The following is a 17,528-nucleotide window of genomic DNA, read 5'->3' on the forward strand; positions in this document are numbered from 1 at the left end:
TCGTCCCCCATCCACGCTCTCCCGGTCGGAGAGAGCACATCCAAACCGGCAATGGTCTAGATGGACTTCCGGAGAGTGGGGTTCCGGGGACTGGCGCCCATTTTCGTGAAGGTTCGTGACGAACTGTTTTCGATCTACGCGCCGAATGCTTTGCTCTTGCCCTTCACAGGTTTTGCACCGGCCAGAAGATGAGCCGGAACAAGATCACGGGCGGGCTCGCTGTAACCGACGGAGACCATACGGTCGCCCTGATACGTGAACGTGGTCAGGGACGCGAGCGTGCACTGCCGGCGGCGCGGGTCGTGCCACAGCCGGCGCCGCTCCACGAAGCTGCGCACGATCCAGATCGGCAGCTGATGGCTCACGCACACGGCCTCGTGCCCGCGGGCCGCGTCCCGCGCCGCGTCGAGCGCGCCCATCATCCGTACGACCTGATCGACGTACGGCTCGCCCCACGAGGGGCGGAACGGGTTGGTCAGATGCTTCCAGTTGGACGGCTTGCGCAGCGCGCCGTCGCCGACGCCGAAGGTCTTGCCCTCGAAGACGTTGGCCGCCTCGATCAGCCGCTCGTCGGTGTCGAGAGTGAGGCTGTGGCTCTTGGCCACGGGAGCCGCGGTCTCCTGGGCGCGCTCCAGCGGGGAGGAGACGACATGGGTGATGTCGCGGTCCGCGAGATGCTCGGCGACCCGGTCGGCCATCTGGCGGCCGAGCTCGGAGAGGTGGTACCCGGCGCGGCGGCCGTAGAGCACACCGTCGGGGTTCTCGACCTCGCCGTGGCGCACCAGATGGACGACGGTGATGTCCTTCTCCTCGCTCATGCGGACACCTCCGTCGCCTCGGCCGCGGCACGGGCGGCGGCGGGCAGCGCCGCGGCGATCCGCTCGATGGCCCGCTCGTCGTGGGCCGTGGAGACGAACCAGGACTCGAAGGCGGACGGCGGCAGATAGACGCCCTGGGAGAGCATCGAGTGGAAGAAGCCGGTGAAGCGGAAGGACTCCTGCTTCTTGGCGTCCTCGTAGTTCGTGACGTCCGAGCCGGTGAAGAAGACGGAGAACATGTTGCTCGCCGTCTGCAGCCGGTGGGCCACGCCCTCCTTGGTGAGCGCATCGGTCACCAGCGACTGGATCTGCGCCGAGACGGCGTTGATCTTCTCGTACGCGGCGTCGTCGAGCAGCCGGAGCTGCGCGAGCCCGGCGGCGGTGGCCACCGGGTTACCGGAGAGGGTGCCCGCCTGGTAGACCGGGCCGGCCGGGGCGAGATGGGCCATGACGTCCTGGCGGCCGCCGAAGGCAGCGGCGGGGAAGCCGCCACCCATGACCTTGCCGAACGTCATCAGGTCGGGCGCGACGCCGTCCACGCCGTACCAGCCGGCCCTGGACGTACGGAAGCCGGTCATGACCTCGTCGGAGATGTACAGCGCGCCGCTCGCGGCGCAGGCCGCCTTCAGGCCCTCGTTGAAGCCCGGCTGCGGCGGGACCACGCCCATGTTGCCCGGCGACGCCTCGGTGATCACACAGGCGATCTCGCCGGGGTGCGCCCGGAAGGCCTCGTGCACGGCCTGAAGGTCGTTGTACGGCAGCACGATGGTGTCGCCCGCCTGCGCGCCCGTGACGCCGGGGGTGTCGGGCAGCCCGAAGGTCGCGACGCCCGAGCCGGCGGCGGCGAGCAGCGCGTCCACATGGCCGTGGTAGCAGCCCGCGAACTTCACGACCTTGGCCCGGCCGGTGAAGCCGCGGGCCAGTCGGATCGCGGACATCGTCGCTTCCGTACCGCTGGAAACCAGCCGTACCTGCTCGACGGGCTCGACGCGGGCCACGATCTCCTCGGCGAGGGCCACCTCACCCTCGCCGGGCGTGCCGAAGGAGGTTCCGCGGGCCACGGCGGACTGCACGGCCTCGATGACGGCCGGGTGGGAGTGCCCGAGGATCATCGGTCCCCACGAGCAGACGAGGTCGACATACTCGCGCCCGTCGGCATCGGTGAGGTACGGACCCGTACCGGACACCATGAACCGGGGCGTACCGCCCACGGCTCGGAAGGCTCGGACAGGAGAGTTCACGCCGCCGGGCGTCACGAGGGACGCGCGGTCGAAAAGCGTCTGCGAAACGGGGGCTTCGTATGAATACGCCACTTTGGTCCTGATCTGCTATGCGGGTGTTCGGGGGGCCGGGACGGAGGATCTCGGCCACCGGTGAGCAGGGAGCGCGGTCTCCTCGTATTACGAAAGGGCGTCACCACGCTCGCGTCTGCGAAACTGGGGCGACACAGGGAAAGCTCACGGAATCCATGGTGTCAGAGCCTTCGACGTTCTTGCGGACTGGTGTTTCACAGCACGTTCGTGGGGGAGGTCACTGTCACGATGATCGGGTTGCGCGGCGGGGGCTGCGAGTGGTCGGGTGGAGATATGCATCGCGGTGGCGGACTGGGCGAGGGGACCGACGGTCTGGGTCCTGAGCCTGCCCGGCGGGGAAAGCACCGGCGAGGCGAATCGGGCGCGGGCGAACCCATGGAAAGCGCGGGCGAACCCATGGAAAGCAGGAGCGGCCGAGTGGGGGTGACCTACAAGTACTTCGGCGCACCCGACGGCGCCACGGCGGCACGCGTGCCGATCTCGATGCGCCCCGAGGAACTGGGCGGCGACGAGCTCGGCATGGGCGGAATGTTCGCCAAGATCAAGCCGGAGACCATAGCCGCGATGGTGCTGACGGGCATCCAGGGCATGCCGCTGAACAAGGTGCCGCCGCTGGAGCTGGTGGTGCTCCACCCCGACTATGCGGTGGTCAAGCTTCCGATGACGGTGGTCGACCCCCTGCGCGGCATCGGCGAGGAGTCGGTGGGCGCGGCGGCCTTCATATGGTCGACGGTCCCGGACCGGGGCGGTCCGCGGGACGCGTTCAACGTGTACCAACTGCTGCACGAGTGGCAGGACTTCTCGGTACGTCTGCATGAGGCGGGGCACCAGCCGTACTGCCTGGTGTGGCCCTAGCGGGTCTTGTCCGGCCGATCGGACCGCCGTGTGACATCGCGGCGCGTGCGTTCGTGTGTTGTCGCGGGTTCTGTCGCGTGTCTTCTCCGGGCTCGCGGCCGGGTCTAGGTTGGACCGCGCGGCCCGAGCCCCCCGAGCCCCTGGCAGCGTGAACGCCAGCCCGCGCACGGAGGTCCACCGTGAACCCTCTCTTACTGCTCGTCGTCGTTGCCCTGATCGGCTTCGGATTCATGGAGCCCGTGCTGTGGCTGGCCGCGGCCGTGCTGGTCTTCGGCCATGTCCGCTACCGCCGTGGCGGCGCCCGCCCCGGCGGGAGCGACACGGAGTACCGCGAGTACCGCGAGCGGCGGGACCGTCAGGCCCGTATGGAGCGGCGCTACCAGCGGGAGAACCGGGGCCGCCTGGAGCGCCAGGCCCGCCGTCAGGGCAGGCAGCCGGGCAAGCACGACGGCCGCCCGGCCCGCTAGGCAGGACGGGTCAGCCGGGGACGACGGGCTGGACGGGTCAGCCGGGTACGACGGGCTGAACGGGTTGACCAGGTCGCCTACCGCCGCCAGTGCGGATCGCGGCCCGTCTGCCCCAGCACCCGCTCGAAGGCGGACGCGTCCTCCCCCACCTCGACGGGCTCGCCGAACACGCCGCCCTTGCGGGCCATCGGCGCCATCTCGGCGAGCGCGGGCCCAATCTCCTCGACGACCGCCGGGTCCGGCGTGAAGTCCTGTCCGGTGGCGCGGGCCAGGTCCCAGGCGTGCAGGGTCAGATCGCCCAGCGCCATGTTGGCGACGGTCCTGGCCGGGAAGCCCATGCTCCCGGTGGTGCCCTCCTCGGCGCCGGGTGCCGCCCACGCCGCGACGAGTGCGCCGGCCTCGTCGGCGAACCGGGACCGCCAGTCGCCCTCCATGTAGTGCGGTTCGGCGCCGAAGTCGGAGTCCTGCTTCGCGGCCAGCTTCTGGAAGTTGATCAGAACCTGGATGAGGTGATCGGTCAGATCGCGTACGTCGTACTCGGTACAGGGCGTCGGGTCGGACAGCCGGTCGTCGGTGATGCCGCGCACCACCGGCACGGCACACTTCGCCGCCGCGTCGAGCAGCTCACTGATGGGTTTCGTCATGCCTCGACGGTAGGCGCGGCAGAGCCCCTGCGTATTGAACAAACGCGACATAGGATCCGCGTCATGGCAGGTCCGCGCCGCGACACCAGGGGAATCGTCGAAGCCCGCGAGCTCTTCGCACGGGTCGACTTCCGCCGCCGCGAGCCCGCGCCCGAGCTGCGTCCGTATCTTGAGCACTACTGGCTCATCGACTGGGACCTGCCGGAGCCGTACGCCTCCCATGTCGTGCCGCATCCGTCCGTGAACGTGGTCTTCCAGCGGTACGGCGACAAGCCGCCGTGGGGCGAGGTCGCGGGCATCGGCCTGGGGCTGTTCACGCAGAAGCTGGAGGGGCGGGGGCGGGTGTGCGGGGTGCAGTTCCGCCCCGGCGGCTTCCGGCCGTTCGCCCCCGGGCGGCCCGTGTCCGACTGGACGGGGCAGCGCCTGCCGGTCGCGGACGTTCTCGCGGGCGCGGGCCCGGCCGCGATGGGCACGGGCCCGGACACGGCGGGCGCGATCCTCGGGCCGGAGGCGGAGGACGAGCGGGTCGCCGCGCTCGACGCCTTCCTGCTGGGGCTGGAGCCCGCGGCGGACCCGCAGGCGCTGCGCGCGATGGAGCTGGTCGATCTCGTGCGCAGGGACCGTACGATTCGGCGGGTCGCCGAGCTGGCGGAGGCGGAAGGGGTGTCGGCGCGTTCGCTGCAGCGGCTCTTCGCGGCGTACGTCGGGGTCGGCCCCAAGTGGGTCATCCTGCGCTACCGCATCCATGAGGCGCTGGAGCGGGCCGAGGCAGCGGAGGACGCCGCCACCGAAGGTGGCGGCGGGGGCACGGACGCCGACGCGCTGGACTGGGCGGCGCTGGCCGCCGAGCTCGGCTACAGCGATCAGGCCCATCTCGTACGGGACTTCACGGCCACGGTGGGCGTACCGCCGACCGCGTACGCGCGGCAAACCCCCTAGATCCCGTCAGTAACTCTCGGTGACGCCGACCGCGCCCGTGCCATGGACGGCCGCGTACCGCAGCACCCGAAGCGGCCCGTCCAGCAGCGTGCGCGCGTCGAAGCCGGGCTCGTCGCTCATGGCCGACATCCAGGCGTCGACACGGCCGATGATCTCGGTACGGCGGGGCCCGGTGACGGCGAGCACGGACTCGGCGTGCGGCAGGACGGCCCGTACCTCGGCGGCGGTCAGCAGGAAGTCGCCGAACCAGCCGGGGAGCCGGGCCGCGGCCTTGACCCCCAGGCCGTAACAGAGGGCGACGACCGGATCGCCCTTGCGGGCCGCGGCTGCGAAGGCGGCCTCCCCTTCCGCGTCCCGCAACAGGTCCATGCCCGCCTCCTTCATCGCGGCGACGGCCGGCGCGCTGGGCCCGCCACTGCGCGCGAAGGCGGCGAAGCGGAGGGCTGCGGGCGTGGGCCCGGGCGTGAAGTACGGTTCGCGGTCACCGCCGCCGAGCCACCACGCCAGATCCTCGGCGTAGCCCGGGGGCGTGCTCCACTCCCCCTCCAGGTGCGCGAAACGCCCGGGCAAGGCGGCGACTTCGGCATCGGGGACAGCGCCGATCGCCCACACACCGGTGAAGCTCATCCTCAGGACCCCCGGTTGTCAGACCCCCGTCTTACAGTGCGTGACATGGAGATCAAAGCATCGGCGGTACGGATCGAGCCATGGTCCGAGGACGACTTCGACCTTCTCCGGGCTGCGAACGCACCCGAGTTGATGGAACACCTGGGAGGCCCGGAGACGGAAGAGCAGCTGGTCAAACGGCACGCGCGCTATGTGGAGCTGAGCTCGGACCGTACGGGCAGGGGCCGGATGTACCGCATCGTCCTGGAGGAGACCGGGGAGTCGGTGGGCTCGGTCGGCTTCTGGGAGAGGACCTGGCAGGGCGAGGAGGTGTACGAGACGGGGTGGGGCGTCCTGCTCGGCTTCCAGGGGCGCGGGATCGCGACATCGGGCACGCGCGCGGTGGTCGAGGCGGCAGGCTCCGAGCACAAGCACCGCTATCTGCACGCGTTCCCGCCCCCTGACAACGGCCCGTCGAACGCTGTGTGCAGGAAAGTGGGCTTCGAGCTGCTGGGCGAGTGCGACTTCGAGTACCCGCCGGGCCATGTGGCGGTGTCCAACGACTGGCGACTGGACCTGTGGGGGACTCCGCTCACCAGCTGATGCGCGGCTGACGCGCAGCTGGTGCGGGTCTGCTTGACGAGAGGGCCACTTTCGCGGATATTTATCTGTGTCACGCAGATACTGCGCAACGCCGAGCAATGCGCAACTCCCTTAAGGAACCCCACCCATGACCGTCCTCGTCACCGGAAGCCGCGGCAAAGTCGGCTCCGCCCTCATCGCGCTCCTCCACGAGGCCGGAGCCGACGTCCGCGCCGCCTCCGCCGCCCCCGACGAGCTCAGCCTCCCGACGGGCGTCGAAGCCGTGCACTGCGCGCTCGACGACCCCGCGACCTTCCCGGCCGCCCTCGACTCCGTGACCTCTGTCTTTCTGTACGCCGAGCCGTCGCAGACCGGCGCGTTCCTCGACGAGGCCGCGGCGGCGGGTGTCGAACACATCGTGCTTCTCTCCTCCAGCTCCGTCCTCGATCCCGGCGCCGCCGACAACCCGATCGCCGCGTCGCATCTCGCCGTCGAGCAGGCGCTCGCCGCCTCGCCCGTCGAGGCAAGCGTGCTTCAGCCGGGCGCCTTCGCGGCCAACGCGTTCCAGTGGCGCTTGGCGCTGGAGTCCGCGGGCTCGATCGACCTGCCGTACCCCGGCAGTTACGGCGACCCCATCCACGAACGCGACGTCGCCGAGGCGGCGTTCGCGCTGCTCACCCGGCCGGAGCCGCGCGGCAGGACGTACCACCTGACCGGCCCGGAATCCCTCACCTTCACCGAGCAACTCGGCATCCTGGAACGCGCGGTCGGCAGCCCCTTCCCCTACGCCACCGTGACCCGCGAGGCGTGGAAGGCGGCCATGGCCGGATACATGCCCGGCGCCTTCGCCGACGGACTGCTCGACTACTGGGCCTCGACCGACGGCTCGCCCACGCCGCTGACCCACGCCGTCGAGGAACTGACCGGCCACCCGGCCCGCAGCTTCGCCGAGTGGGCGGCGGAGAACGCCGACGCCTTCAAAACGGCCTGGCTGACGCGGGCCGCCCGGTGACATGCTGGCGGCGTGAACGGACCGCAAATCCATCTCAGCGTCGCCCCTGAGCTGCGCCTCTTCGTCCCTTCGGAGCGCCGCCAGGGACGTACGGCCTTGGTCACCGACGGATCGGCGACCCTCGGCCATGTCATCGAGTCGCTCGGCGTCCCGCTCACCGAGGCGGGCCGGGTACTCGTGGACGGCCGCGAGGTGCCCGTCTCCCACATCCCGCGCACCGGCGAGACCGTCGAGGTGCTCGGCGTCGAACGGCCCCAGGAGGTCCCCGGAGCCCCGCTGCGCTTCCTCCTCGACGTCCACCTCGGCACGCTGGCGCGACGGCTGCGGCTCCTCGGCCTCGACGCCGCGTACGAGAACGAGGACATCGGCGACCCGGCACTGGCCGCCCTCTCGGCGAAGGAGCAGCGGGTCCTGCTCTCCCGGGACCGCGGACTGCTGAGGCGGCGGGAGATCTGGGCGGGGGCGTACATCTACAGCGACCGCCCGGACGACCAACTGCGGGACGTACTGGAGCGGTTCGCGCCGAGGCTCGCACCCTGGACCCGCTGCACGGCGTGCAACGGGCGGCTGACGGATGCCGACAAGGACTCGGTCCAGGACCAGTTGCAGCAGGGCACGCAGCGGACGTACGACGTGTTCGCGCAGTGCACGGCCTGCGAGCGCGTGTACTGGCGGGGCGCGCACCATGCCCGCCTGGAGGCGATCGTCGAAGAGGCACTGAGGGAATTCGGCGACGCCGCGGCGTAATTTCGGCCCGTCCGGCGCTCAGGCGGGGGGCGGCCGCATATCCAGCCCGTCTGGCGTTTGAGGACACGCCCGCAGGGCGTATGGGGGATCGGGGGCGGAGCCACCGGTTCGCGCCGCGAAGCCGGCGCGGGGGTCTGGGGGCTTGCCCCCAGACGCGGGATGGGGGTACCTCCCACGGCCGCCAGGCCGTAGGGGGAGGGCGGGTAGGGGAAAGCCCGCCGCAGGCGCCCCGCACCCGCACCCGCACCGCACCCGGCGGGCCCGCGCCCCCGCGTCAGAGCTCGCCGCCCCGCAACCGCTCCACCTGCGCCGCACTGAGCTCCACCGTCCGCCTCATATGCGCGGTGAGGAGCGCGATCTCCTCATCGCTGTACGCATCGAACATGGCGAACCACGAGCCGTTCAGCTTCTGCCACACCTCGCCGAACTCCGCCATGCGCTCGGGCACCAGCGTCACCAGCACCCGCCGCCGGTCCTCGATGTCGCGCTCACGCCGGACATATCCGGCCCGCTCCAGCCGGTCGACGAGCCGCGTCGCGGACCCGGTGGTCAGCCCGGTCAGCTCGGCGACACGTCCGGTGGTCACCGGGCCGGGCTCGAGCGCCAGCAGGTTGAGGCACTGCAAGTCGGTGGGATGCAGCCGCAGATGGTCGGCGAGGGCCTGGTTGAACAGGGCGTACGCGGCCATGTAGCGCCGCGAGGCGGTGGACAGCTCGTCCATCAGCCTGCCCCTACCGGCCGCACTCTTCTGCGTCATGCAGAGATTGTACGAACCAAACGCACACTCCCCCGCGACGGCACCGGCCACGGCACCCCTACAGCGCCTCCGCCGTCAGATACCGCTGAACCGTCGGCGCCAGCCAGGCGATCACCTCCTCCCGGGACATGTCGACGGCCGGCGGGAAGCGCAGCACATAGCGCACGAGCGCCATCCCGAGGATCTGCGAAGCGACGAGCGCGGCGCGGCGGGGAGCCTCGGCCGGATCGGGGCAGACCGCGGTGGCGACCGGCCCGAGCTGCCCCTTGAAGATCTCCTGCGCGCGCTCGGCGGCGGCCGCATTGGTGACGCTGGCCCGCAGCAGCGCGGTCAGCACCTCGTCCTGCTCCCACCGGTCGAGGAAGTGGGACACGAGGACCGCGCCCATGTGCTTGCCGGGCACGGCTCCCAGCGCGGGCAGGCGCAGGTCGAATTCGGAGGCCGCGGCGAACAGCCCCTCCTTGTTGCCGTAGTAGCGCATGACCATCGACGGGTCGATGCCCGCGTCGCGGGCGATGGCGCGGATGGTGGCGCGCTCGTACCCGTCGGCCGCGAAGCGCTCGCGCGCGGCTTCGAGGATCGCGGCCCTGGTGGCATCGGAGCGGCGGGGACCGCCGGGGGCTTCCGTCGTCATGCCAACAACTGTAGGCCAACAGGTGTTGACATGCCAGACCGGGCCGCTCTACATTTGCCAACAAGCGTTGACCAACAAGCGTTGGCATCCTGAGGAGGCAGCCATGACCGGCAAGCCCGGAACCGAAGCGACCACCCGCACGACCGGCACGACCCGCGGGGACGGCACCGACGTCCTCGTCGTGGGCGCGGGCCCCACCGGCATGCTGCTCGCGGGCGACCTCGCCGCCGCGGGCGTCCGGGTCACCATCATCGAGCGCCGCCCGCACGAGACCAGCAACATGACGCGCGCCTTCGGCGTGCACGCCCGCACGCTGGAGCTGCTGGACGCCCGGGGCCTGGCCGACGAGCTGGTGAAGACAGGCACGTCCATCACCGGCCTGCGGCTCTTCAGCCGGCTCTCCCTCGACCTCTCCCGGCTCCACTCCCGCTTCCCGTTCCTGCTCATCACCCCGCAGTACGAGGTGGAGCGTCTGCTGGAGCGCCGGGCGCTCGCCGCGGGCGTGACCTTCCGATACGGCACGGAACTGCTCGGCCTGAGCCAGTCCCCCAACTCCGGCGACTCCCGCGACTCCGGCGAGGTCACCGCTGAGGTCCGGGACGCCGACGGGACCCGGAGCACGCTGCGGGCCCGCTATCTGGTCGGCACGGACGGGGTGCGCAGCGCCGTGCGCAAGGCTCTCGACCTGCCGTTCCCCGGTGTCTCGGTGATCCGCTCGATCGTCCTCGCGGACGTCCGGCTCACGGAGGAGCCCGAGGGCCTCCTCACCGTCAACGGCACGGGCGACGCCTTCGCGTTCATCGCCCCCTTCGGCGACGGCTGGTACCGCGTCATGGGCTGGAACCGCAAGCGTCAGGTCCCCGACAGCGAGCCCGTCGAGCTCGACGAGGTCCGCGAGATCGCCCGCCAAGCCCTCGGCACCGACCACGGCATGCATGACGCTCGCTGGATCTCCCGCTTCCACAGCGACGAGCGCCAGGCCCCCTCCTACCGGAGCGGCCGCGTCTTCCTGGCGGGCGACGCGGCGCACGTCCACTCCCCCGCGGGCGGCCAGGGCATGAACACCGGCCTGCAGGACGCGGCGAACCTCTCCTGGAAGCTCGCCTCCGTCGTCAGGGGCCAGGCCCCCGACCCGGAAGCCCTGCTCGACAGCTACGAGTCGGAGCGGCACCCCGTCGGGGCGAGGGTGCTGCGCAGCAGCGGCACGATCGTCCGGCTCGCGATGGCCCACACCCCGCTCCAGCGCGCCACCCGCTCCCTCGCGTCCCGCTTCCTGAACGCACTGCGGCCCGCGTCCGCCCGGGCGATGGGCATGATCTCCGGCATCGGCATCTCCTACGCCGCGCCGCGCGGCGCCCACCGCCTCACGGGCAGGCGCGCGCCCGACCTGGAGCTCACGCAGGGCAGGCTCTACGAACTGCTGCGAGAGGGCCGGTTCGTGTCGGTGGCCCCGGAGGGCGAGACCCCCGCGGCACCGGCCGCCCCCGGCAGCGTCATACGGGCGACCTGGGCATCGGACCGCCGCGGTGAACTGCTGATCCGCCCCGACGGCTACATCGCCTGGGCACAGGGCCGCTGAATCGGCGGCCGGATGCGTGGCACAGGCGACCTGTCCGCCCGTCAGAAGACGTACTGGTCCCCGGTGGCGGGCGCCTCGCGTGGCAGGCTGCCCCCATGCTCGTCGTCCGTTCCGCAGCCCTCTTCCTCGTCGCCGCCGTCTTCGAGATCGGCGGAGCCTGGCTCGTCTGGCAGGGACTCAGGGAGCACCGGGGCTGGATCTGGATCGGCGCGGGCGTCATCGCCCTCGGTGCGTACGGCTTTGTCGCGACGCTCCAGCCGGAGGGCGAGTTCGGGCGGATCCTCGCCGCGTACGGCGGAGTCTTCGTCGCGGGTTCCCTCGCCTGGGGCATGGTCGCCGACGGCTACCGCCCGGACCGCTGGGACGTGATCGGGGCGCTGGTCTGCCTGGCGGGCATGGCATTGATCATGTACGCGCCACGGAGCCGCTGACGCCGGGCCGTCGCCCGCGAGACCCGCCGCCTATCCTGGGCCCGTATCGATCACATGCGCGAGGAGTAGGACATGACCGCCGCTGGGACCCCCGTCGCCGTCATCACCGGAGCCAGCAGCGGCATCGGCGCCGCCACCGCACGCGGGCTCGCCGCCGCCGGGTACCACGTCGTCCTCACCGCCCGCCGCAAGGACCGTATCGAAGGGCTCGCCGCCGAGCTCGCCGCCGCGGGCCACCGTGCCACCGCGTACGCCCTCGATGTCACCGACCGCCCGGCCGTCGACGAGTTCGCCTCATCTCTTGACCGCTGCGACGTCCTCGTCAACAACGCGGGCGGCGCACTCGGCGCGGACCCCGTCGCCACCGGGGACCCCGCCGACTGGCGCCAGATGTTCGAGGTCAACGTCATCGGCGCCCTCAACACCACCCAGGCGCTGCTCCCGGCCCTCACCTCCGGCGGCGACGGCACCGTAGTGATCCTCTCCTCCACCGCGGGCCTCGCGACCTACGAGGGCGGCGGCGGCTATGTCGCCGCCAAGCACGGCGCTCACATCCTCGCCGAGACCCTCCGCCTGGAGATCGTCGGCACCCCGGTCCGGGTGATCGAGATCGCGCCCGGCATGGTCAAGACCGAGGAGTTCGCCACGACACGCTTCCGCGGCGACGAGGAGAGGGCAGCCAAGGTCTACGCGGGCGTGGCCCAGCCGCTCACCGCCGACGACGTGGCGGACACCATCACCTGGGCGGTCACCCGCCCCTCGCACGTCAACATCGACCTCCTGGTGGTCCGCCCCCGCGCCCAGGCCTCCAACTCCAAGGTCCACCGCGAGCTGTAGGCCCATCCGTACTGTCTCCGAGGCCTGGATAGGTGGGCTCCGGACCCTCGACGATGCTCAGCAGAGCGCGATAATTCCCACCACCGTGTCCGCGGAACTGATGTCCCGGTCCATCGACACAGTGTCAGCGCTCTCCGGGCTGCAGGCATGGCGCACACCGCGCCGGTTCAGGCTTCGTCAGCGGGTGTCTCATTCACGTCGGAACCCGCGCTGACGTCTCGGCTCTGGATCGTTTCGGCTGCACGGTGCAGTTCGGTGAGCACCAGCCGTACGGCTCGCCGTGCGGCACGTTCGGGGCGGTGGAGCACATCGATGTGGCGTCGGGTGTGCACGCCGCTGAGAGGTCTGAGGATCAGTGCGGGGTGCGGACGTGTAGTCCAGCGGGGCATCAGGGCCAGGCCGCCTCCGGCGGCCACGACTTCGGCGACCACCGCGAATTCGTTGATGCGATGGACGATGTTGAGCCGCCGGTTCGCGGCAGTCGAGATGGCGTCGATGGTGGCCATCAGAGGAAAGCCGTCGTGAACGGTGATCCAGGGTTGATCCGCGACGTCTCGCGGCGTGAGGCGTCGTTCGGCGGCCAGGGGGTGGTCGGCCGGCAGGGCGATGTCGAGCGGTTCACGCAACAGCGTGCCGGCGGTGACCGTAGCCGGCCACGGTGGCGCGTGGTCGAGACGGTGGGCGAGTACGAGGTCGTAGTCCCGGGTCAGTCGCGGGAAATGGTCTTGCGCTACGTCCTCGTCGGCGAGCGAGAGCTGCGGGCGTCCAGGGCCGTCCTGGCCAAGCAGCAGTGGGAAGAATGCGGCGGCCGCGCTGTGGAAAGCCGCTACCGACACATCTGCGTCCGGCTGGTCGACGAATTCCTCGATGGCGTGCCGTGCCCTGGCCAGTGCGGTCTCCACCTCGATCGCCGCACCGGCCAGGGCTTGTCCGGCATCGGTGAGCACCAACCGCCGTCCGTCACGTTCGGTGAGTGGGACCGGGATCGAGCGCTGCAGCAGCCGTAGCTGTTGGGAGACTGCCGAGGGAGTCATCAACAGCGCCTCGGCGGTCGCGGTGACGCTTCCCAGCTCGCCGAGTTCCCGCAAGATCTGCAACTGCCGTTCATTCATCCTCTCAATGTAGTGATGCTTCAGGATTGCTGAAGAACCTCGTCCTTGGCTTCAGGGTGGAAGCATTGCAGCGTAGGGGGGTGTTCCACGCCCGCCGCACTGACGCAGTGCTTCTCCTTGTCGCCATCGTCTGGGGCTCCAGCTACCTGGCCGCGAAGACGGCCACCTATGCCCTGCCGGTCCTGATGGTGCTGTTCGCGCGGTACGCGATCTCCGCGATCGCCTGCCTCGCCCTCGTCGCCGCCCGCAGCCGGAAGGGGCGCTACACGCGAGATGAGGTTCGTGTCGGGGCATTGCTGGGGATCACACAGGCTGCTGTCCTGGTTCTTGAGACCTATGGCGTCGCGCACACCAGCGCGGCCAACGCCGGCCTGATCATCAGCCTCACCATCGTGCTGACCCCACTGCTGGACCGCACGGCAGGCAACGGGCGGCTGCCCCCGCGCTTCTTCGCCGCCACGGGCGTGTGCCTGCTGGCCGTCGCACTGCTCATGTCCGGCAGCGGCTTCCACACTCCCCGGATCGGCGACCTGCTGATGCTCGCCGCCGCAGTGGTGCGCGCAGCGCACGTCGCGCTCGTGGGGCGACTCACGAAGGGCCGCGTCGTGCGGCCGTTGCAGCTCACGGCCGTCCAGACGGTTGTCGGCTCGGCGCTGTTCGTCATGCCGGCCGCGAGCGGCATGTCGGCGCTCACTCAGGTCGATGCCGTGGTCTGGGGCCGGCTCGTCTATCTCGCCCTGTTCTGCAGCGTGTTCGCCTTCCTCGCCCAGACGTGGGCGGTGCAGAACAGCTCCGCCAGCCGGGCCAGTCTGCTGCTGGGCACTGAACCGGTCTGGGCCGTCGCGGTCGGCATCGGCCTCGCCGGTGAAGAGTTCACCACCCTCGCCGGCCTCGGGGCGGCGCTCATGGTCACCGGAACGTACTGGGGGCAGAACATCGAACGCGCCCACCGCACCACCAGCAACGAGGAGACCCCATGCCGGACAACAGCACCTACGAGCGTCTGATCAGCCTGCTCGACAACACCACAACCGCGTACAAACTCATTGACCATGAACCGGAAGGCACGACCGAGACCGTCAGCGCACTGCGCGGACACCCAGTGTCGGAAGCAGCCAAATGCCTCATCCTGATCGTCAAGATCGACCGGCGAGTCACTCGCTATGTGCTGGCGGTCGTCCCCGGGGACCGGCGTGTGGACCTCAACGCCATCCGCACGCTCTTCGCCGCCCGCTACGCCGGATTCTGCGACGCAGCCACTGCCGAGCGACTGGCCCATGCCGTCCCCGGCACCGTCCTGCCCTTCAGTTTCGACCCTGAACTTGAACTCGTCGCAGACCCGGACGTCATTGCGCAGCCGCGCCTTTACTTCAACGCCGCCCGCCTTGATCGCTCGCTGTCCATCTCCGGCGCGGACTACGCAAGGCTCGCCGAGCCGCGCGTCGAGCGCATCACCAGTCCGGGCTCGAACTGACGCACCCCACGGCCCGCTGATCCGGCCCCATCCCGACGGCGGCTGTCCCTCCGCCGAGCTCCGCCGGCCTGCGTTGACCGGTCGCTGACGCGCCGCCCGGCCGACAACGTCACGGCACCTGCCTCCCGCCCCTGATCTCGGGCAACCCGGACCGTGGGCGGGGCGCTCTCGGGCGATCCGCCACCGCCGCGCTCGTCCGGACCGCAGCCGGGGCCGGATCAAACAGCTCGCACAGTGCCTCCGCGTACGACTCCCCGCCCGGCTCACCCGCCAGATGCAGGAGTCCGGGACCTTTGGCGCGGTCCGGGGTTGTTTGTCGCGGAAGCGGGCGCTATCCGTGTCATGAACCCCTATACGCCGGAAACCCGCCCGCTCAGGGGACCCACTTGTACTTGCCTCCGCCGACCCATCGCACGACCGCGGGATCGTCGACGTCGAGATGGGTCAGCCCCGCCCTGTGCGCCAGCCTGATCACATCCAGCATGGTGTAGGCGGGCCCGGCCACCTCCCCGTTGATCTCCACCAGGCGGTACGACGGGTCGCTCGGCACCACGCCGAGCACGACGACGGGGGCGGGGTGGAACTCCTCTTGAGCATCGCTGGTCATGCTTACAGCGTGTGGCAGGGACGCGACGCGCACATGTCGAGCGGACCAGCGGGTGTGGGGACGCCGCTACGTTGCCCCTGGGTCAGACATGGAGTTCCGGCGCGCGCCGCTGAGGGCGGCCGAGCGGCTCGCGCGTGGGCGATGGCAGTTGATCCCGGGGTCGCCCTACCCCGGCGCCGGCAGTGCGGAAGCCGATAGCTCGCGGTGCCTACGCCTTGGGCGCCTGCGAGATGCGCACCATGTTGCCCGAGGGGTCCCGGAACGCGCAGTCGCGCGGGCCCCAAGGCTGGTCGATGGGCTCCTGCAGCACCTCGGCACCGGAGGCCCGCACCTTCTCGAAGGTCGCGTCGAGATCCTCGGCGCGGAACACGATCATCGGCAGGACTCCCTTGGTCAGCAGCTCCTGCAGAGCGTCGCCATCGGCCTGGGATCGGCCGGCGTGCGGCTCGGAGAGCACGATCTCCAGGTCCGGCTGGGACGCGCTGCCGAGGGTGATCCAGTGGAACCCGCCCGAGGCGACGTCATTCCGCACCTCAAGGCCGAGCGCGTCGCGGTAGAAGGCGAGCGACTCGTCCGGGTCGTTGACGGTGACATGGCAGTACTGGAGTGAAATGGTCATGGTGCCAAGGCTAGGTCCCCTCCGGCCCCGGCTGCGCGGGCCGCTTCTGCGATCCCGCTCGGTTGCTCCCTGGTCGGCCGGGTGCGCATCTTGGCCACGCACGCGGGCATCGCCGTTACGGCGCGGTGCTCACGGGCCCGGTACGCGCTCGGCGTCACCCCCACGAGCTCGGTGAAGCGCGAGCTGAACGAGCCGAGGGAGGTGCAGCCCACCGCCATACACGCCTCGGTCACACTCATGCCCCCGCGCAGCAGCGCCATCGCCCGCTCGATGCGCCTGGTCATCAGGTAGCTGTACGGCGTCTCGCCGTAAGCCGCCCGAAACGCCCGGGAGAAGTGCCCCGGCGACATCAGCGCGTGGCGAGCCATGGTCGGTACGTCGAGCGGACGCGCGTACTCCCGGTCGACCAGATCCCGCGCTCGGCGCAGGCGCGCAAGGTTGGCAAGGTGTTGCTGATCCATGAGACGAGGCTACCGTTCCACTCTGACAGCAGCCCTGCTGACCTGCACGGATGAGACTTGGCGGGGGTTATGCCCGCGCGACCGAGTCCACGGAGTTCCTCCATGCCGTTTGACGTTCAGCCGTGCCTCAAGGGCGAATTGGTCGAACTCAGGCCGCTCCGCGCGGAAGACTACGCAGACCTCTTTGCCGTCGCGGCGGACCCGCTCGTCTGGGAGCAGCATCCCGACCCGGAGCGATACCAGGAATCGGCGTTCAGCGGCTTCTTTCGCGACGCCCTGGAATCCGGAGGGGCGTTGGCCGTCATCGACAACGAAGACGGCCGTCTCATCGGGTCCTCGCGCTACCACGGCTACGACGAGGAGCGCGACGAGGTCGAAATCGGCTGGTCGTTCCTGGCCCGGTCACACTGGGGCGGCGTCTACAACCGTGAGCTGAAACAGCTCATGCTGAACCATGCATTCCGGTACGTCAGCAGCGTCATCTTCCTCGTCGCGCCCGGCAACGTGCGTTCCCAGCGTGCTGTGGAGAAGATCGGTGGCGTAGGAGCGGGCGCACGGCTCGACGGGAGTGGACAGCGCAGTCTCCTCTACCGGATCGAGGCTTCCACCCGGCCTTGAGGATGTCCGATTCGTCGCATGGCGTCAGAATTGGCGATATCTGCTGTTTCTGCCGGATCGGAGACATCCATGAAGGACCTCAAGTTTGAGCAGAAGCGCTCGCTGTCACGCCTTGAGGCGGCTGATCAGCTCACGGCGCTCGCGGCCGCACTGAGGCACGGTGGTGATGCCGATCTGGAACTCGGCCCCGGGAGGCTGAGCCTGCGGATCCCCGACGACCTTCGCAGTGAGATAGAGGTCGAGGTCGGTAACGGGGAGATCGAGCTGGAGATCGAGTTCAAGTGGCCGACCGCACAGACCCGGGCAGCGCCATCGCAGGCGGCGGCAGGCGCAGAGTAGACGCGCCGCCGCGCGTCGGCATGTGTGTGACGGTGCGGGGCGAGCAGCGCGGTCAGGTCGTCGTCGAGCCCGCATGA

At 70.3% G+C, this 17,528-nt stretch carries 23 protein-coding genes; 13 read left to right on the plus strand and 10 right to left on the minus strand.

Annotated features, from left to right (window positions below; genetic code table 11):
• Nucleotides 1–134: 134 nt before the first annotated feature.
• Complete coding sequence (locus OG905_RS17655) at nt 135–818, minus strand: histidine phosphatase family protein (protein WP_328671728.1); 684 nt, start codon at nt 816–818, stop codon at nt 135–137.
• Complete coding sequence (gene hemL / locus OG905_RS17660; protein WP_328671729.1) at nt 815–2,131, minus strand: glutamate-1-semialdehyde 2,1-aminomutase; 1,317 nt, start codon at nt 2,129–2,131, stop codon at nt 815–817. The genes OG905_RS17655 and hemL overlap by 4 nt, the downstream gene beginning before the upstream one ends.
• Nucleotides 2,132–2,404: 273 nt before the next feature.
• On the opposite strand from hemL, the gene OG905_RS17665 reads away from it, so the two are divergent.
• Together OG905_RS17665 and OG905_RS17670 are read left to right on the plus strand one after the other, a co-directional pair.
• Nucleotides 2,405–2,986: a hypothetical protein gene (locus OG905_RS17665; protein WP_328682418.1), complete on the plus strand. Its 582-nt coding sequence runs from the start codon at nt 2,405–2,407 to the stop codon at nt 2,984–2,986.
• Nucleotides 2,987–3,165: 179 nt separating this feature from the next.
• Nucleotides 3,166–3,453, plus strand: a complete 288-nt coding sequence (locus OG905_RS17670) for a hypothetical protein (protein ID WP_328671730.1) — start codon at nt 3,166–3,168, stop codon at nt 3,451–3,453.
• A gap of 77 nt (nt 3,454–3,530) precedes the next feature.
• Here the strand turns inward: OG905_RS17670 and OG905_RS17675 are convergent, their stop codons facing one another.
• A complete protein-coding gene (locus OG905_RS17675; protein ID WP_328671732.1) occupies nt 3,531–4,097 on the minus strand; it encodes a TIGR03086 family metal-binding protein in 567 nt (188 codons plus the stop codon).
• Nucleotides 4,098–4,160: 63 nt separating this feature from the next.
• On the opposite strand from OG905_RS17675, the gene OG905_RS17680 reads away from it, so the two are divergent.
• A complete protein-coding gene (locus tag OG905_RS17680) occupies nt 4,161–5,036 on the plus strand; it encodes a helix-turn-helix domain-containing protein (RefSeq protein ID WP_328671735.1) in 876 nt (291 codons plus the stop codon).
• Nucleotides 5,037–5,042: 6 nt separating this feature from the next.
• Here OG905_RS17680 and OG905_RS17685 read toward each other — a convergent pair whose 3' ends face one another.
• Nucleotides 5,043–5,663: a hypothetical protein gene (locus tag OG905_RS17685; RefSeq protein WP_328671737.1), complete on the minus strand. Its 621-nt coding sequence runs from the start codon at nt 5,661–5,663 to the stop codon at nt 5,043–5,045.
• A gap of 45 nt (nt 5,664–5,708) precedes the next feature.
• Between OG905_RS17685 and OG905_RS17690 the strand changes: the two genes are divergently transcribed.
• The 3 genes from OG905_RS17690 (at nt 5,709) to OG905_RS17700 (ending at nt 7,983) form a co-directional block, all read left to right on the plus strand.
• The gene (locus tag OG905_RS17690) at nt 5,709–6,245 is read left to right on the plus strand and encodes a GNAT family N-acetyltransferase (protein ID WP_328671738.1); all 537 of its coding nucleotides are present in this window, start codon (nt 5,709–5,711) and stop codon (nt 6,243–6,245) included.
• Between the two features lie 127 nt (nt 6,246–6,372).
• Nucleotides 6,373–7,236, plus strand: a complete 864-nt coding sequence (locus OG905_RS17695; protein WP_328671741.1) for an NmrA family NAD(P)-binding protein — start codon at nt 6,373–6,375, stop codon at nt 7,234–7,236.
• Between the two features lie 12 nt (nt 7,237–7,248).
• A complete protein-coding gene (locus OG905_RS17700; protein ID WP_328671743.1) occupies nt 7,249–7,983 on the plus strand; it encodes a Mut7-C RNAse domain-containing protein in 735 nt (244 codons plus the stop codon).
• 274 nt (nt 7,984–8,257) lie between these two features.
• On the opposite strand, the gene OG905_RS17705 is transcribed toward OG905_RS17700, so the two are convergent.
• Together OG905_RS17705 and OG905_RS17710 are read right to left on the minus strand one after the other, a co-directional pair.
• Nucleotides 8,258–8,740 (minus strand): MarR family winged helix-turn-helix transcriptional regulator, encoded by a 483-nt coding sequence (locus OG905_RS17705; protein WP_328671744.1) that lies wholly within the window; start codon nt 8,738–8,740, stop codon nt 8,258–8,260.
• A 58-nt stretch (nt 8,741–8,798) separates the two neighbouring features.
• Nucleotides 8,799–9,374, minus strand: a complete 576-nt coding sequence (locus OG905_RS17710; protein ID WP_328671746.1) for a TetR/AcrR family transcriptional regulator — start codon at nt 9,372–9,374, stop codon at nt 8,799–8,801.
• Nucleotides 9,375–9,477: 103 nt separating this feature from the next.
• Here OG905_RS17710 and OG905_RS17715 point away from each other — a divergent pair, with 103 nt between their 5' ends.
• The 3 genes from OG905_RS17715 to OG905_RS17725 all read left to right on the plus strand — a co-directional run bounded on the left by OG905_RS17715 (nt 9,478) and on the right by OG905_RS17725 (nt 12,221).
• Nucleotides 9,478–10,953: an FAD-dependent monooxygenase gene (locus OG905_RS17715; RefSeq protein WP_328671748.1), complete on the plus strand. Its 1,476-nt coding sequence runs from the start codon at nt 9,478–9,480 to the stop codon at nt 10,951–10,953.
• A gap of 95 nt (nt 10,954–11,048) precedes the next feature.
• Nucleotides 11,049–11,384 (plus strand): YnfA family protein, encoded by a 336-nt coding sequence (locus OG905_RS17720; RefSeq protein ID WP_266479462.1) that lies wholly within the window; start codon nt 11,049–11,051, stop codon nt 11,382–11,384.
• Nucleotides 11,385–11,456: 72 nt separating this feature from the next.
• The gene (locus tag OG905_RS17725) at nt 11,457–12,221 is read left to right on the plus strand and encodes an SDR family oxidoreductase (protein ID WP_328671751.1); all 765 of its coding nucleotides are present in this window, start codon (nt 11,457–11,459) and stop codon (nt 12,219–12,221) included.
• A gap of 167 nt (nt 12,222–12,388) precedes the next feature.
• Here OG905_RS17725 and OG905_RS17730 read toward each other — a convergent pair whose 3' ends face one another.
• The gene (locus tag OG905_RS17730) at nt 12,389–13,333 is read right to left on the minus strand and encodes a LysR family transcriptional regulator (protein WP_328671752.1); all 945 of its coding nucleotides are present in this window, start codon (nt 13,331–13,333) and stop codon (nt 12,389–12,391) included.
• An 80-nt stretch (nt 13,334–13,413) separates the two neighbouring features.
• On the opposite strand from OG905_RS17730, the gene OG905_RS17735 reads away from it, so the two are divergent.
• Nucleotides 13,414–14,340: a DMT family transporter gene (locus tag OG905_RS17735; RefSeq protein WP_328682421.1), complete on the plus strand. Its 927-nt coding sequence runs from the start codon at nt 13,414–13,416 to the stop codon at nt 14,338–14,340.
• Nucleotides 14,310–14,807 (plus strand): YbaK/EbsC family protein, encoded by a 498-nt coding sequence (locus OG905_RS17740; RefSeq protein WP_328671753.1) that lies wholly within the window; start codon nt 14,310–14,312, stop codon nt 14,805–14,807. The genes OG905_RS17735 and OG905_RS17740 overlap by 31 nt, the downstream gene beginning before the upstream one ends.
• Before the next feature lie 373 nt (nt 14,808–15,180).
• Here the strand turns inward: OG905_RS17740 and OG905_RS17745 are convergent, their stop codons facing one another.
• The 3 genes from OG905_RS17745 to OG905_RS17755 all read right to left on the minus strand — a co-directional run bounded on the left by OG905_RS17745 (nt 15,181) and on the right by OG905_RS17755 (nt 16,494).
• On the minus strand, nt 15,181–15,414 hold the full coding sequence (locus OG905_RS17745; protein WP_328671754.1) for a hypothetical protein: 234 nt from the start codon (nt 15,412–15,414) through the stop codon (nt 15,181–15,183).
• Between the two features lie 208 nt (nt 15,415–15,622).
• Nucleotides 15,623–16,033: a VOC family protein gene (locus OG905_RS17750; RefSeq protein ID WP_328671757.1), complete on the minus strand. Its 411-nt coding sequence runs from the start codon at nt 16,031–16,033 to the stop codon at nt 15,623–15,625.
• Nucleotides 16,030–16,494, minus strand: coding sequence for a helix-turn-helix transcriptional regulator (locus tag OG905_RS17755; RefSeq protein ID WP_328671759.1), 465 nt, complete (start codon nt 16,492–16,494; stop codon nt 16,030–16,032). The genes OG905_RS17750 and OG905_RS17755 overlap by 4 nt, the downstream gene beginning before the upstream one ends.
• 102 nt (nt 16,495–16,596) lie before the next feature.
• On the opposite strand from OG905_RS17755, the gene OG905_RS17760 reads away from it, so the two are divergent.
• Nucleotides 16,597–17,112, plus strand: coding sequence for a GNAT family N-acetyltransferase (locus OG905_RS17760; protein WP_328671761.1), 516 nt, complete (start codon nt 16,597–16,599; stop codon nt 17,110–17,112).
• Nucleotides 17,113–17,181: 69 nt separating this feature from the next.
• On the plus strand, nt 17,182–17,451 hold the full coding sequence (locus OG905_RS17765) for an amphi-Trp domain-containing protein (protein WP_328671763.1): 270 nt from the start codon (nt 17,182–17,184) through the stop codon (nt 17,449–17,451).
• Nucleotides 17,452–17,528 lie beyond the last annotated feature (77 nt).

It is taken from the genome of Streptomyces sp. NBC_00322 (genome assembly GCF_036147535.1).
Classification (GTDB): Bacteria; Actinomycetota; Actinomycetes; order Streptomycetales; family Streptomycetaceae; genus Streptomyces.